Source organism: Amycolatopsis sp. NPDC003676, assembly GCF_053587275.1.
The window spans coordinates 1-14,380 of the sequence record NZ_JBSFNS010000007.1; the positions used below are offsets into that span (position 1 = coordinate 1).

A 14,380-nucleotide genomic window follows, 5' to 3' on the forward strand; every position below is an offset into this window, starting at 1 on the left:
TACGGGCCAACGGAGTGTTCGGACGACGTGACTCACGCGGTGATCCGGGCCGGTGAGTCCGAGGGAGTCCGCGCGCCGATCGGCCGCCCGGTGCGCCGTACCCTTCGCCAGAGCGGAGTCGCACAACCCGTCTCGCGGATGGCTGCGACGCCCACTCCCCTTCGGACGAACAGGTACCGTGAACCTCATGGGGACGATCTCGCAGCTCACGTATTACCCGGTCAAAGGCTGCGCCGGCACGACAGTCCAGTCCGCCGACGTCACCCTCGCCGGTCTCGCGCACGACCGCGAATTCATCGTCACCGCCCCTGACGGCACCTTCCGCAGCCAGCGCCGCTACCCGATCATGGCCGCCATCCGACCCCGCGTCCTGGACGACGGCACCCGCCTCGCCCTGTCCGCGCCGGGGATCGAAGACCTGACCATTGAGGTCCAAAAGGACGGCCAACGACACCCCGCCGCCACCTTCAACTGGACCGGCGAGGGCGTCCACCAGGGCACCGACGCCGCCGAGTGGTTCTCCACTGTCGTCGGCCAGCCGTCCGTGCTCCTCGGCGTCACACCCGAACACGACCGAGTGACGAGCGGCGAAACTCCCGGCACCGCGAGGTTCGCCGACGGGCACGCGATCCTCGTGATCTCCGAGTCCTCTTTGGACCACCTGAACGAACGGATCGCCGAACGCGGCGCCGAACCCGTGCCGATGGACCGCTTCCGGCCGAACCTCGTGATCCGCGGCTGGGTGGAACCGCACGCCGAGGACTCGGTCCGGCGGATGGAAGCCGGCGGGGCCGAGTTCGCCTACGCGAAGCTGTGCGTCCGGTGCGCGGTGCCGATGGTCGACCAGGAAACCGGCAAGCGCTCCGGCCCAGAGCCGATTCGCTCGCTCGCCGCGTACCACCGCGATCCCGACGGCGGCGTCCTCTTCGGCATGAAGGCGGCGGTGACCCGGCCCGGTCAGCTGGCGGTCGGCGACGCGGTGATGGTGCATTCCTCGGCCGGCCCGATCCGCAGCACCGAGGCCGCCGAGCCGCCGTTGACCGCGACGGCCAGCTTGCCCGCCGAGTCGGCGTAGACGAGGTTCGCGCCGCGGGGTACGTCGGCGAAGGTCCGGCCGATCGCGGCGGACACCGCGACGTGCTCGCTGTGCACCGTCACCTCACCGGTCAACCCGGTTAGATCGAGGTCAGCGGGGGTGGCGGCGAGCTGGACGTTGCCGAAGTGGTCGACGGTCAGCACGTCCGAGACCAGCTTGCCCGGGAACGCGGCGACCATCGGTTCCGGCAGTCGGACCAGGTCGCGGATAGCGGGCCCGAAGGAACCAGGGTGCGCGCCGAGAGCGAGCTTCGCGGCAACTGGGGCGAAGATGTCTCGGCCGTGAAAGGTCGCGGACGTCGGCGTGCGCACGTCGATGACGTACGCCGCGTACACGCCGCCTAGCGCCTCTGCGGCGGGCAGCAGCAGACCGTTGTCCGGGCCGACCAAGATGCCGTGCGTCGCGACCACCACGATGCCGCGACGCTCTGTACCGACGCCTGGGTCGACGACAGCGAGGTGCACGGCCTTAGGCAGCGACGGCACGGTCTGCGCGAGCACTGCCGCGCCTGAGCGCACCTGCTGCGGTGGTACGAGGTGAGTCACGTCGAGAACGCGTACGTCGGGCGCGATGCCGGCGATGACCCCGTGGCAGGCGGCCACGAAGCCGTCGTGCAGCCCGTAGTCGGAAGTGAACGAGATCCAGCGGTAGGCCATGACCTGCATCATCCTCGTAGTGACGGCCGTCGGGTTAGGGTGCAGCAGTGACGACGCTCGCCGATTACCCGAAGATCGCCGCTGGAAAAGTCCGGGACCTGTACGCGGTGGGAGACGACCACCTGCTGCTGGTCACCTCGGACCGCATCTCCGCCTACGACTTCATCCTGGACACGCCTATCCCCGACAAGGGCCGCGTGCTCACGGCGATGAGCGTGTTCTGGTTCGAGCAGCTGTCGGACCTGGTCCCGAACCACCTTGTCGCGTACGACGACCCGCGCATCCCTGCCGAGGTACGCGGACGCGCGCTGCTTGTACGCCGTCTCGACATGCTCCCGGTCGAAGCTGTCGCGCGCGGGTACCTAACGGGCTCCGGCTACTCGGACTACCAGCGTACGGGCGCAGTGTGCGGCGTAGAGCTGCCTGAGGGTCTCGTGGAGGCTTCGAAGCTGCCGTCACCGATCTTCACGCCCGCGACGAAGGCGGCGTTCGGCGAGCACGACGAGAACGTTTCGTTCGACGCAGTGGTCGCGACTATCGGTGCGAAGCGCGCGGAGGAGCTACGCGAGGCGACGCTCGCGGTGTACCGCCGTGGCGCGGAAGTGGCGGCGAAGCGCGGAATCCTGCTGGCGGACACGAAGTTCGAGTTCGGCGTGGACGAGACGGGCGCGCTGGTGCTGGCGGACGAAGTGCTGACGCCGGATTCGTCGCGGTACTGGCCGGCGGAGGGGTACGAGCCGGGAAGGGTGCAGCCGTCGTTCGACAAGCAGTACGTGCGCAATTGGCTGACGGGGCCGGAGTCGGGCTGGGACAGGGCGTCGAACGTGCAGCCGCCGCCGTTGCCGGGTGAAGTGGTGGAGGCGACGAGGGGAAGGTACGTGGAGGCGTACGAGAGGATGACGGGGTTGTCGCTGGAGGAGTGGCTGTAGGACAGGGGAAAGAGCGAAGGGCCAGGGGGGAGAGAACCCCGAAAACTGTCGGCACCCCCTGACACACTGCAACCATGACCACACCGTACGCAACACCGCGCGCGAGGGCATTGGGCCTGGAGTTACGCGCGGCGCGGGAGAGAAGAAGACTGGGCGTAAGAGAGTTGGCCCGGTTGCTGGGGATGACGCCTGGTTTCGTGACGAATTGGGAAAGAGGACTGCGGCTGCCGAAGCCGGAGGACATCGGAGCGGTACTGGCGCACTGCAGGGTGATCGGGCCGGACCGCAGGCGAATAGTGGAGATGGCGCGAGGAGCGCGAGAGCAGGACTGGATAGACGGCGGCGGAGAAGAGCCGTACCTGGAGTGGGAGCGCACGGCGGACGCGGTGTTCGGCTGGGAGCCGGAGGTGGTGCCGCCGTTGTTGCAGACGAGCGGGTACGCGCGAGCGTTGCTGTCGAGTGCTTCGGGCGCTGTCGCGGACGAAGTGGAGGCGCGGGTAGCCGAGAGGCTGTCGCGGCGAGCGGTGCTCGATTCGGGCGCGCGGTGTGTGCTGGTGCTGGGGGAAACGGCGCTGCACAAGAGGATCGGCGGCGCGGACGCGATGGCGGAGCAGCTGCGGTACCTGCGCGAGCGGTTGGCGGAAGGCAAGGCCGAGGTGCGAGTGGTCCCGGCGGACCGGCACCCCGATCTGGGCAGGGGGTTCACGATTTTCGATTTCGCGGACCTGCCGTCGATCGTCCACGAGCGGTTGCTGCGGGAGAGCGCGAGCAGTTCGAGTCCCGCGCGGGTGGCGAAGTACCGCGAGGTGGCGGAAACGTTGCTGGAGCTGGCCTTGCCGATTCCCGAGACGGACGCCCTGCTTGAGTCGGCGCTCCGGAAATTGTCGGTGCCGTAGGGCAGAGTGGGTACCGGTGAAAGGAGCGGCATGAGCCGAGCTTTGGTGTTGGGCGGCGGTGGCGTCGCCGGGATCGCGTGGACGACCGGATTGCTGGCCGGGCTAGCGGAAGCGGGCCAGGACGTCACCGGAGCCGACGTGCTGATCGGCACGTCGGCGGGCGCGGCCGTGGCGGCGCAGCTGGGCAGCGGATTGCCGTTGCCGCAGCTGTACGCGCGGCAGACCGACCCGTCCTTGCAAGCGGCGGAGATCGCGGCCGAGTTCGACCCGGAAAAGTTCGGCGAGGATTTCGCCGCGGTGCTGGCCGACGGCAGCACCGCGGCGGAAATCCGCCGGGAGATGGGAAAGCTCGCCCTGGCCGCGGAAACCGTCCCGGAACCGCGACGACGCGCGGTGATCGAATCCCGCCTGCCGTCCCACGATTGGCCCGAGCGTGCGGTGAAAATCGTTGCGGTGGAAGCGGAAACCGGTGAGCCGATGGTGTTCGACCGCGCGTCCGGCGTCCCGTTGGTCGTCGCGGTAGAGGCAAGCTGTGCGGTGCCCGGCATCTGGCCGGTGGTGCCGATCAACGGCAAGCGCTATGTCGACGGCGGCGTCCGTTCCTCCGCGAATGCCGACTACGCAACAGGTTCTGCTCAGGTGACAGTGGTGGTTCCGATGGGTGCGGCGGAGCCCTTCCCGACGGAACGTCCGCTCGAACAGGTGCTGGCAGACCTCCGCGAGGCAGGCGCCAAGGTGGCGGTTCTGGAACCGGACGAGACATCGATCGCGGCGATCGGCCCGAACCCACTGGACCCAGGAACCCGCGCTGCCGCCGCGGCGGCTGGATTGGCACAGGGGCAACGGGGAGGGGTGGTGTGGGAGTGAGGTTGATGCACCTGGCGGCTCGCGGGTGATCGTCGCCTCGGCGGGCTGCGTGCCAGTTCCGGCGCAGGATCGCCGTGGTTTTGGTGGGCTGCGGGGTTGCTCTGCCGCAGGACGACCCTGGACTTGGCATGCTGCGCAGCTGCTCCGGCGCGGGATCGCCGTGGTTTTGGTGGACTGCGAGGTCGCTCTGGCACGGGGCGACCGTGGTCTTGGCATGTGCGCCAGTTCCGGCGCGGGGTGGCCGTGGTTTTGGTGGGCTGCGTGACTGTTCTGGCCCGGGACGACCGTGGTCTTGGCATGCTGTGCGGCTGCTCCGGCGCGGGTCTGGTCGCGGTCTGGATCCGGCTGTTTCAGGACCTGCGCTCGGCTGGAATCCGATCCTTCGTGCCCATCCACCGCCAAGCCTCTGCGCAGTTTGGCGCGCCCCGAAGCGGGCTCGGCCTGAGGCACCCGCCGCCGGAGCTTGTCGTGCGGCGATTGCGTTCGCGCGGTCGCAGTGGGTGAACGTTCGGCACCTGCCGAAAAAGGCAACCCCGCCGAACCGTCCGCGCTGGCACACTGGGCTTCGTGATTCTGCTCATCAGCGGCAGTCTGCGGGCCGGTTCGGTCAATGCGGCTGTCATCGCGACCGCGGCTGGGTTTGCTCCGTCCACTGTGTACGGTGGGCTCGACGGGCTGCCGCACTTCAATCCTGATCTCGATCGGGATCCGTTGCCGGACGAAGTCGCGGCGTTGCGGGAGGCGGTCGGGGCGGCGGATGGCGTCCTGTTCTGCACCCCGGAGTACGCCGGCGGCCTGCCGGGGTCGTTCAAGAATCTGCTCGACTGGACTATCGGCGGCGGTGAGATGTACGGGAAGCCTGTCGCGTGGATCAACGCGTCTTCGGTCGCCGCGCCGACCGGCGGTGCGGACGCGCACGAGTCCCTCCGCAAGACGCTCACCTACGCGGGCACCCGCATCGTCGACGACGCTTGTGCGCGGATTCCCATTCCTCGCCAGGCAGTCGAGAACGGGGCCCTCATCGATCCCGACCTGCGCGGGCGCGTCGCGGTCGCGGTGCGGCGGCTCGTGGAGGCAGCCAAACCGGGCAATCCGTGAGTTGCTGAGCCCAGTCGTGAAAGCGGCCCCGGTCGCCACGGTGGGCCTTCCCCAGGGGAACAGCGACAGTCCGGGCCATGGCAGGGCAGGCGAGCGCGAAAATCGGTGGCCCTGCGGCATTTGCCCGGTTAGCGTCCACAAGGGTGAGCTACGAGCATCCCCTCGCCTACCTCATCGGCATCGAAGGAGCCGCGTTGCTCCGCGCGTTCACCGGCGAGCACGATCGCGAGTTCGTTGAAGCGCGCCTCGCGGAAATCCGCGCGCTCCTAGCCGACGGAGACCTGGATGAAGGTGTCGAGGTAACTCAGCTCGCCCCGCGAGATGGTTACGCTCGGTGGGCCGCCGCGTATGACTCCGGCGAGAACGCTGCCTTCGCCGACGAACCCCATCTCACCAAGATCCTCGACACCATCCCGCCCGGTCGCGCGCTCGACGCTGCTTGCGGCACTGGGCGTCTCACCCGGCTCCTGGTCGAACGTGGTCACCACGTCGTCGCCGTCGATGGGTCCGCCGAGATGCTCAGCCACGCCAAGGCTGACTCGACGCTCGTCGCTGACCTGCACGAACTCCCGGTCGACGACGGTTCGCAGGATCTGGTGCTTTGTGGCCTCGCGTTGTCGCATGTGCCGGACCTAACGCCGGTGATCGCCGAGTTCGCGCGGGTTCTCGCTCCGGGTGGGCACCTCCTCCTGTCCGACGTGCATCCCGAGCAGGTCCAGCGTGGGTCGATTCCGTCCGTACGCGCGGCCGACGGTGCGCCAGCGAGGGTGCGCACGTATCACCATCGCGTCGGTGACTATCTGCGCGCGTTTCTCGCCGCGGGTTTCGCGCCGGTGAGTTGTCAGGAGCCGACGCCCGCGCATACCGAGCCGCGGCAGGTTCCGGGTGGTGGGCCGTGGGATCTCTGGCCGTGGTCGCTCAACGGGCTGATCCCGGAAGCGCTGGCTGCGGCAGCGAAGGACGTACCCTCGATGCTCATTTGGCACTGCCGCAAGACTGCTGCATAAACAGCACGCATACCGGGCGGTGACTGTCCGCCGCGTAAGTCTCACTCGTAGTTCACGGTGTGGTCAGGCGGTCGCCACACGGCTCCGGCGCAATGGTGGCGTGGATGCTCGCCTGCTGGTCTCGCTGTCCGGGGTCACCACGCGCACGCTGCACCGTTGTGCGCATCTGGCGGCCGAACTCGAACGTCGGCACGTCCCGCTGTCGATTCTGCACGTCGCGCGTACGGAGGACGGGCCCGTTACGGCCTGGGTCCGCACGCGCGCGGCGGCAGGCGACTCGGTGCTGCTCAACGGCTACGACCACCGCATCCCGCCGACGCATCGTGCCGTGCACCTGGGGCGCAAGGCCGAGTTCGCCGTGCTGCCTGCGCACGAAGCGCGGTTGAGGCTCATCGCTGCGAAGGCGGCTCTCGACGCGACTGGCGTGACTGTCGACGGCTTCGCGCCGCCGCGGTGGCTCGCGTCGCCTGGCACGGTGCAGGCGTTGCGGGAGCACGGCTTCGCGCTCTGTGCCGACCAGAACGCCGTCCGGGACCTGGTGACCGGCGAGATCCGGCGCGCGCGGGTGCAGGACTTCACGAGTCAGTCGCACCGTACGGAGACTGTCCGCTGCTTCGCGCTCGTACTGGCCTCCGCCCGGGCCGCGCGCCGAGGCGGGTTGGTGCGGCTTGGCATTGACGCCGCCGACCTCAGTCGCCCCGGCTTGCGGCAGGCGTTGCTGGACGCGGTGGACGTCGCCCTCGAAAACCGGGCCTTCGGGAGCACCTACGGCTCCCTGCGCCACACCGCGCCCGCGTAGACCTAGACCTCCGTCGCGACGCCTCGTTCCAGCACCTGCACCTCGGTGCCCTCCGGGGCGAGGTTCTGGAACAGCCCGTAGTGCATCGCCGGGTTGGCCAGCACGGCCTCGTGGATCGGCACCGAGCGGCGCGGGGCGACCGCGCGCAGGAAGTCCACCGCTTCGCCGGCCTTCAGCCATGGCGCTCCGGTGGGCAGGCCGAGCACGTCGACCTTCTGCTCGGGCACGAAGAACGAGTCGCCCGGGTGGTAGAACGCGCCGTGGTCGACGAGGTAGCCGATGTTCGGGATCACCGGGATGTCGGCGTGGATCACCGCGTGCTCGCCGCCGACGACCGACACCGAGGTGCCGCCGAACTCGAACGCGTCGCCGGGGCGCGCGACCTCGAACTCCAGGTGCAGCTTCTCGATCGCCTCGGCCGAACCGGGGTCGACGATCAGCTTCGCGTCCGGGTTCGCCTTGAGCAGGCCGGGCAGTCGCTCGACGTCGAGGTGGTCGAAGTGCTGGTGGGTGATCAGCACCGCGGACAGTTCGCGCTCGGCCTCGAAGCCGGTGGAGAACGTGCCCGGGTCGAGCAGAATCCGCTCCGCGGCGGTCTCGAGCAGTACGCAGGAATGTCCGAAATGGACGATCCGCATCAGGTTTTCTCCTTACCAAGATCGGTCGGTTCAACCCTACGCCGCGGGCCTGGCCACGAGGGCGGCCAGCGAGGACTCCCGGTCGGAGGACTTTCCGCGCCTGCCCTCGGATGACATGCTGGCGGGAAGCCCGGGCAACTGTTGGCAGAGTGTCAGCAACCTCGTAGCCTGGGGGTTCACCGAGACGGGGAGAACGCCGATGACCGCGGTCCAGCCGAAGCCGACGCCCGTCGGCGAGACGTTCGATTCGCTCAGCCCGGCCACCGACGAGGTCGTCGGGACCTACCCGGTGCACACGGCCGAGCAGGTCAGCGCCGCCGTCGAGCGGGCGAGGGCGGCCGCGCGCTGGTGGGACGGCCTCGGCTTCGCCGGTCGCGCGGAGCGGCTGCAGCGTTGGAAGGGCGTGCTCACCCGGCGGCTGCCGCAGCTGTGCCAGGTCGTGCGGGACGAAACCGGCAAGCCGGTCGCGGACGCCCAGCTCGAGAGCGTGCTGGCGATCGAGCACATCGCGTGGGCGGCGAAGAACGCCCGCAAGGTGCTCGGCAAGCACCGCCGCTCGTCCGGCCTGCTGATGGCCAACCAGGCCGCGACCGTGGAGTACCTCCCGCTCGGCGTCGTCGGCGTGATCGGGCCCTGGAACTACCCGGTGTTCACGCCGCTCGGCTCCATCGCCTACGCGCTGGCCGCGGGCAACGCCGTCGTTTTCAAGCCCAGCGAGTACACCCCCGGCGTCGGGAAATGGCTGGTCGACGCGTTCGCCGAGATCGTGCCCGAGCAGCCGGTGCTGCAGCTGATCACCGGCTTCGGCGAGACCGGGGCCGCGCTGGTCGGCTCCGGCGTGGACAAGATCGCGTTCACCGGCTCCGCGGCCACCGGCAAGAAGATCATGGCCGCCGCCGCGAACACGCTCACCCCGGTCGTGATCGAGGCGGGCGGCAAGGACGCGCTGCTGGTCGACACGGACGCGGACCTCGAAGCGGCGGCTGATGCCACCGTCTGGGGCGCGTTCTCCAACTCCGGCCAGACCTGCATCGGCGTCGAGCGGGTCTACGTGCACGAACGCGTTGCCGACGAGTTCGTGGCGCGGGTCGTCGAGAAGGCGAAGAACGTGCGCGCGGGTTCGGACGAGGACGCGCAGTACGGCCCGATCACCATGCCCTCGCAGCTCTCGGTGATCCGCAGCCACATCGAGGACGCTCTGAAGCGCGGCGGGAAAGCGCTGGTCGGCGGCGTGGAGAGCGTCGGCGACCGTTACGTGCAGCCGACCGTGCTGGTCGACGTCCCGGAGGACTCCGAGGCGGTGCGCGAGGAGACGTTCGGCCCGACCGTCACTATCGCCAGGGTCCGCGACATGGACGAAGCGATCGAAAAGGCCAACGCGACCAAGTACGGCCTCGGCTCGACGGTGTTCTCGCGGGCACGCGGCGCCGAGCTGGCGTCGCGGCTGCGCGCGGGCATGACCTCGGTGAACGCGCCGCTGTCGTTCGCCGGCATCGCGTCGCTGCCCTTCGGCGGCGTCGGCGATTCCGGGTTCGGCCGGATCCACGGCCCGGAGGGGCTGCGCGAGTTCGCCCGTCCGAAGGCAGTGGCCCGGCAGCGGTTCACCGCGCCGCTCACGCTCACGTCCTTCTCCCGCAAGGAATCCACGGACGCGCTGGTCGCCAAGCTGGTCACCGTCCTGCACGGCAAGCGCTGAGGAGAACTGTTGCCCGGCTTCGGCGATTTCCAGCACGAGATCTACTTCGCCGGGCTCTCCGGCCGCGTCCCGGACCTGCCGATGGCGTACGCGGAACTGGAAGCGCGTGCGGCACAAGCGCTTCCGCCGTCCGTACTGTCCTATGTGGCCGGTGGGGCGGGCGACGAGCGGACCCAGCGCGGGAATGTCGAGGCATTCGAGCGCTGGGGACTCGTCCCGCGGATGTTCGTCGGCGCGAACGAACGCGACCTGTCGGTGGACCTGTTCGGGATGAAGCTGCCGTCGCCGCTGTTCCTGGCGCCGGTCGGGGTGATCGGCCTGTGCGCGCAGGACGGCCACGGCGATCTCGCGACCGCGCGTGCCAGCGCGCGAACGGGCGTGCCGATGGTCGCTTCGACCCTGAGCGTCGACCCGATGGAAACGCTCGTCCCGGAACTGGGCGACACCCCGGGCTTCTTCCAGCTCTACACGCCGACCGACCGCGACCTCGCCGCCTCGCTCGTGCAACGCGCCGAGGCGGCGGGTTTTCGCGGCATCGTCGTCACGCTCGACACCTGGGTCACCGGATGGCGTCCGCGCGACCTGTCGACCGCGAACTTCCCGCAGCTGCGCGGGCATTGCCTGGCCAACTACTTCACCGACCCGGTGTTCCGGAAGCGGCTCGGCAAGGCTCCGGAGGATGACCCGGCGGCCGCCGTCGGACTGTGGGCGCAGCTTTTCGGCAACCCGCTCACCTGGGAAGACCTGCCCTGGCTGCGGTCGCTGACGAAGCTTCCCTTGCTGGTGAAAGGCATTCAGCATCCCGACGACGCCCGTCGTGCCATCGACGGCGGCGTCGACGGGATCTACTGCTCGAACCACGGCGGGCGGCAGGCCAACGGCGGTCTCCCGGCGCTGGACTGCCTGGCCGAAGTGGTCGACGCCGCGAACGGCACGCCGGTCCTGTTCGACTCCGGCGTGCGCTCCGGAGCCGACGTGGTGAAGGCGCTGGCTTTGGGCGCGACCGCGGTGGGCGTCGGCCGCCCGTATGCGTGGGGCTTGTCGTTGGCTGGTGAGGACGGCGTTGTCCATGTGCTGCGTACCTTGCTCGCTGAAGCTGACTTGATCATGGCTGTCGACGGTTATCCGACGCTTAAGGACCTCACCCGCGAGGCGCTGCGGCGGGTCGGCCAGGCCTGAGACAGCGCCTGGCCGCCCGCGTCACGAGGGGAGGAAGTACCCTCGCTCTCATCCCACGGCAGATCGAAATCGTCGAGGTGCACGCGCCATTCCGCGTCGGGAAGAGCGCGCCGCAACTCGGTCACCGAGCCCAGCACATGTTCGAGCACCGCCATCATCCGGTCAGGATCGAACGGGATTTTGGTGGACCCGGCCACAATCTCGTCCGGCTCGCTGCCGCCTTCCTCGTACAGGTAGAGGGATTCCTCGTCTGGGTAAGGGAAAGACGACTGGCGGGCGGTGACGATGCGTTCGATAGCTGCTGTCTCGGTCGGCGTGAGCGCGGTCGCCCGGCTCGCGTCGTAGTAGAGGGAAGTGCTCATGACAGGAACCGTAGCGACGGGGTCCGACAAAAACGGGCAATGTCGACAAACTGTCAGGCGAACAGCTCGCTGAGCAGCTCCGGGTCGAGCACGATCGGGGCGGGCCGGTACGCCGGCGGCTGCTCGCCCATCAGCTCGCGCACCAGGAAATCCCAGCCGCGGGCGCGAACGTAGGACAGGCAGTCGATGAACACGTGCTCGGCGCCGGGAACGATGAGCAGCTCGAAGTCCTTGTTCGCCGCGATCAGCCGATCCGCCAGCCGGAGCGTGTTGTCCGGATGCACGCGGTCGTCCATCTCGCCGTGCACGAGCAACAGCTTGCCCGCCAACCGATCCGCGATCTCCACATTGGACGATGCCGCCCACGCCTGCGGATTGTCCGCGCCGTCGTAGGCCTCCACGAAGTCCAGGCTGAAGTGCTGCGCGTCGTGCGAACCGGACAACGCGACGCCGACCCGGTAGACTTCGGGGTAGTCCAACATCGCCCGCACAGTCGCGAATCCGCCGCCGGAATGCCCGAACGCGCCCACGCGGTCCAGATCCATCCACGGTCGCGTCTCGGCGAGCTGCCGCATGGCCGCGAGGTGGTCGTCCAGGCTGCCCGCGTCGGCGAGCTTGCCGTAAGACGCGTCGTGGAACGACTTGTTCCGGCCCGGCGTACCGTGTCCGTCCACGGCGAGCACCACAAAGCCAAGCGCGGCAAGGGGTTCCGCGTCCAGGCCCATGCCGCCCGGGTCGAAGGACGGCGAGGTCCGGGTGACCTGCGGGCCGGGGTAGATGTTGTCCACGACCGGGTACTTCTTCGCCGGGTCGAAGCCGTGCGGCCGGTACAGTACGCCGTAGATGTCGGTAACCCCGTCGGCCGCCTTGACGCAGAACGGTTCCGGCGGCGTCCAGCCGGTCGCGGCGAGCTTCGTGATGTCCGCCCGCTCCAGCTCGGCCAGTACGCGGCCGGTCCAGTCGCGGACCGTCGCCACCGGCGGGGTGTCCACAGTGGACGCCGAGTCGACGAAGTACGCCATGCTGTCCGGCATCGTGACGACGTGGTCCAGCGCATCGTCGGTCACTTTGGCGAATCCGGTGCCGTCCAAGCCGATCCGGCACACCGTGCGCCGGTACGGATCCTCCGCGACCAGCCCGGACGCGACGAAGTACACCGTCTCCCCGTCGACGTGCAGGATCTGCCGCACCGCCCAATCCCCGGACGTGACCTGGTTCAGCAGCTCGCCGGTGTGTAGGTCGTAGCGGTACAAGTGGCCCCAGTCGTCGCGCTGCGAGTACCACAGCACCTCGTTCTCCAGCACGCGCACGATTGGCGGCTCGTACAGCCACTGGTTGGGCTCGACGCGGGTCGGCCCCGTTTCGCTGAGCACCGTGGTGACCTCGCCGGTCACCGGGTCCATCCGGTGCAGGCTGAGGGTGTGCCGATCGCGCGGCTGGCTGAGGAAGTACACCGCCGAGCTGTCCGCCGCCCACCACGCCCACTTGGCCATCACCGGCGACATCATCGGCGCGAGCAGCGGTTCAGCCTGCGCGCGGACTACCGTGCCGGTGGCGACGTCCAGCACCACCAGTTCGGCCAGCGCCATGTGCTCGTCGCCGGTGTACGGGTAGCGCTGGGTGTGCAGCGCCGGCGCGCTGCCGTCCGCGGGCCGGGCTTCGAGCAGATGCGTCTCGCGAACCTCGCGCTCGTCCGTCTGGTGGGTCAGCACCTTCGTCGAATCCGGTGACCACGCCACGGCGGGCGGCAGGTGCGGCAGCCCGAACTTCCGCAGCAGGGTGCTGTTGCCGAGGCTTTCCGGGTTGGTGCCGTACTGGTAGCCGGGCGCGCCGTCGCTGGTCAGCGGCCATTCCCGGGCACCGGACACCGCCCAGAGGTCCGCGCCGCGCTGGGACGCCGCGACCTTGCCGTCCGGCGAGGGCACGTCCAGCGGGGCGCCCGGAGGCGGCACGGCAGGCAGCGTTGTCGGGTCGAAGTCCGGGGTGCGGGTGCCCGCGGCCGGGTCGACGAGGAAGAACTGCTTGCTGTCGCCGTGGTTCACGGCGTACCAGAACCGCGCGCCGCCGTCGATCCACTGTGGACGGACACGGTCGCCGACGACCAGCTCGCCGGGGCGGGCGGGGCGGCGCAGGAGCAGTTCGGCGGTTTGGTAGTTCTCGGTGGCGGGCACGCTCGGGTTCCTTCCCCCAGTTGTTTCTGATCCGAGAAACGCTACGTTGCGTTTCCAGATTCTATCAACACGCTTATTGCGTTTTCAGTGAATATATGCAGGTGAACGGCAGTGCATCGTTGCAACGAGCACTAAGGTCAACGCAACGGGAGTGTTGCAATGGGGGTAACGTCAACGCTATCGTCCGGCCAGGAACGAAGGAGATCGCGATGCCCGGCGGCAGACTCACCCAGCAGGAACGGCACCAGATCGCGCGCGGGCTCGCCGACGGTCTCGCGTACGCGGAGATCGCGCGCGGGCTCGACCGGCCCACCTCGACGGTCACGCGCGAGGTACTGCGCAACGGCGGCCCGGCCGGCTACCGTGCCGACCTCGCCCAGCACGCCACCGAGCACCGCGCCCACCGCAGCAGGCAGTCGGCCGTCCGTCGCGCTCGACCGGTCCCGCCGGAGGGCGGACGCGACACCGAGGCGGTGCGCGAGTACGAGGAGTCGTTCGCCGCCGTCTTCGCCGACGCCGGGCTTCCGAAGATGACCGCTCGGCTGCTGGTCGCGCTCTACACCACCGATTCCGGCGGGCTCACCGCCGCCGAACTCGTCCGGCGCCTGCGGGTCAGCCCCGCGTCGGTGTCGAAGGCGATCGCGTTCCTCGAACACCAGGGCTTGGTCCGCCGGGAACGCGACGAGGGCCGCCGCGAGCGCTACCTGGTCGACGACGACGTGTTCTACGAATCGATCATGGCCACCGTCCGCGCCAACCTCCGTCTCGCGGAAACCGCGCGGCGCGGTGTCGAGGTGCTGGGTCCGGACACGCAGGCGGCTGTCCGGTTGGAGGGCATCGCACGGTTTGTCGACGTCGTCGCGGACAGCATCCGCCGTTCCGCGGACGAGGCGCGCGAAATTCTGCACGCCTACCGGGAAGAACGCTCGCGATAGCCGCCAGGTTCGATTCCGGGTCAAGATCGTCAGACCGCGTGGTTACAATGG

The 14,380-nt window shown here is 69.1% G+C and carries 14 protein-coding genes; 10 read left to right on the forward strand and 4 right to left on the reverse strand.

Translation table 11 applies throughout. The annotated features are described in order from the left end of the window. The first annotated feature begins 187 nt into the window (after positions 1-187). The gene (locus ACWDNU_RS06040; protein ID WP_449667968.1) at positions 188-1,075 is read left to right on the forward strand and encodes an MOSC domain-containing protein; all 888 of its coding nucleotides are present in this window, start codon (positions 188-190) and stop codon (positions 1,073-1,075) included. Here the strand turns inward: ACWDNU_RS06040 and ACWDNU_RS06045 are convergent. Beyond that, positions 958-1,752 carry an SAM hydrolase/SAM-dependent halogenase family protein gene (locus ACWDNU_RS06045; protein ID WP_449667969.1) on the reverse strand — a complete coding sequence of 265 codons (795 nt, stop codon included), beginning with the start codon at positions 1,750-1,752 and terminating at the stop codon, positions 958-960. The genes ACWDNU_RS06040 and ACWDNU_RS06045 overlap by 118 nt on opposite strands. 47 nt (positions 1,753-1,799) lie before the next feature. Here ACWDNU_RS06045 and ACWDNU_RS06050 point away from each other — a divergent pair, with 47 nt between their 5' ends. The 6 genes from ACWDNU_RS06050 to ACWDNU_RS06075 all read left to right on the forward strand — a co-directional run bounded on the left by ACWDNU_RS06050 (position 1,800) and on the right by ACWDNU_RS06075 (position 7,348). Then, positions 1,800-2,681, forward strand: a complete 882-nt coding sequence (locus tag ACWDNU_RS06050; RefSeq protein WP_449667970.1) for a phosphoribosylaminoimidazolesuccinocarboxamide synthase — start codon at positions 1,800-1,802, stop codon at positions 2,679-2,681. 74 nt (positions 2,682-2,755) lie between these two features. Then, positions 2,756-3,577 carry a helix-turn-helix domain-containing protein gene (locus tag ACWDNU_RS06055; RefSeq protein WP_370933178.1) on the forward strand — a complete coding sequence of 274 codons (822 nt, stop codon included), beginning with the start codon at positions 2,756-2,758 and terminating at the stop codon, positions 3,575-3,577. A 30-nt stretch (positions 3,578-3,607) separates the two neighbouring features. Next, positions 3,608-4,444 (forward strand): patatin-like phospholipase family protein, encoded by an 837-nt coding sequence (locus ACWDNU_RS06060; protein WP_449667971.1) that lies wholly within the window; start codon positions 3,608-3,610, stop codon positions 4,442-4,444. A gap of 621 nt (positions 4,445-5,065) precedes the next feature. Continuing rightward, positions 5,066-5,542 (forward strand): NADPH-dependent FMN reductase, encoded by a 477-nt coding sequence (locus ACWDNU_RS06065; protein WP_449668069.1) that lies wholly within the window; start codon positions 5,066-5,068, stop codon positions 5,540-5,542. A gap of 143 nt (positions 5,543-5,685) precedes the next feature. Further along, positions 5,686-6,549 carry a class I SAM-dependent methyltransferase gene (locus ACWDNU_RS06070; RefSeq protein ID WP_449667972.1) on the forward strand — a complete coding sequence of 288 codons (864 nt, stop codon included), beginning with the start codon at positions 5,686-5,688 and terminating at the stop codon, positions 6,547-6,549. Positions 6,550-6,649: 100 nt separating this feature from the next. Beyond that, entirely contained in the window at positions 6,650-7,348 is a 699-nt protein-coding gene (locus ACWDNU_RS06075) for a DUF2334 domain-containing protein (protein WP_449667973.1), read from the forward strand. Positions 7,349-7,350: 2 nt separating this feature from the next. Here ACWDNU_RS06075 and ACWDNU_RS06080 read toward each other — a convergent pair whose 3' ends face one another. After that, on the reverse strand, positions 7,351-7,986 hold the full coding sequence (locus ACWDNU_RS06080; RefSeq protein WP_370933187.1) for an MBL fold metallo-hydrolase: 636 nt from the start codon (positions 7,984-7,986) through the stop codon (positions 7,351-7,353). 199 nt (positions 7,987-8,185) lie between these two features. Between ACWDNU_RS06080 and ACWDNU_RS06085 the strand changes: the two genes are divergently transcribed. Continuing rightward, positions 8,186-9,682: an aldehyde dehydrogenase family protein gene (locus ACWDNU_RS06085; protein ID WP_370933189.1), complete on the forward strand. Its 1,497-nt coding sequence runs from the start codon at positions 8,186-8,188 to the stop codon at positions 9,680-9,682. 9 nt (positions 9,683-9,691) lie between these two features. Continuing rightward, on the forward strand, positions 9,692-10,861 hold the full coding sequence (locus tag ACWDNU_RS06090) for a lactate 2-monooxygenase (protein WP_449667974.1): 1,170 nt from the start codon (positions 9,692-9,694) through the stop codon (positions 10,859-10,861). On the opposite strand, the gene ACWDNU_RS06095 is transcribed toward ACWDNU_RS06090, so the two are convergent. After that, positions 10,804-11,223 (reverse strand): hypothetical protein, encoded by a 420-nt coding sequence (locus ACWDNU_RS06095; protein WP_449667975.1) that lies wholly within the window; start codon positions 11,221-11,223, stop codon positions 10,804-10,806. The genes ACWDNU_RS06090 and ACWDNU_RS06095 overlap by 58 nt on opposite strands. A gap of 53 nt (positions 11,224-11,276) precedes the next feature. Further along, a complete protein-coding gene (locus tag ACWDNU_RS06100) occupies positions 11,277-13,394 on the reverse strand; it encodes a DPP IV N-terminal domain-containing protein (RefSeq protein WP_449667976.1) in 2,118 nt (705 codons plus the stop codon). A gap of 209 nt (positions 13,395-13,603) precedes the next feature. Between ACWDNU_RS06100 and ACWDNU_RS06105 the strand changes: the two genes are divergently transcribed. Continuing rightward, positions 13,604-14,329 carry a helix-turn-helix domain-containing protein gene (locus ACWDNU_RS06105; protein ID WP_449667977.1) on the forward strand — a complete coding sequence of 242 codons (726 nt, stop codon included), beginning with the start codon at positions 13,604-13,606 and terminating at the stop codon, positions 14,327-14,329. Positions 14,330-14,380 lie beyond the last annotated feature (51 nt).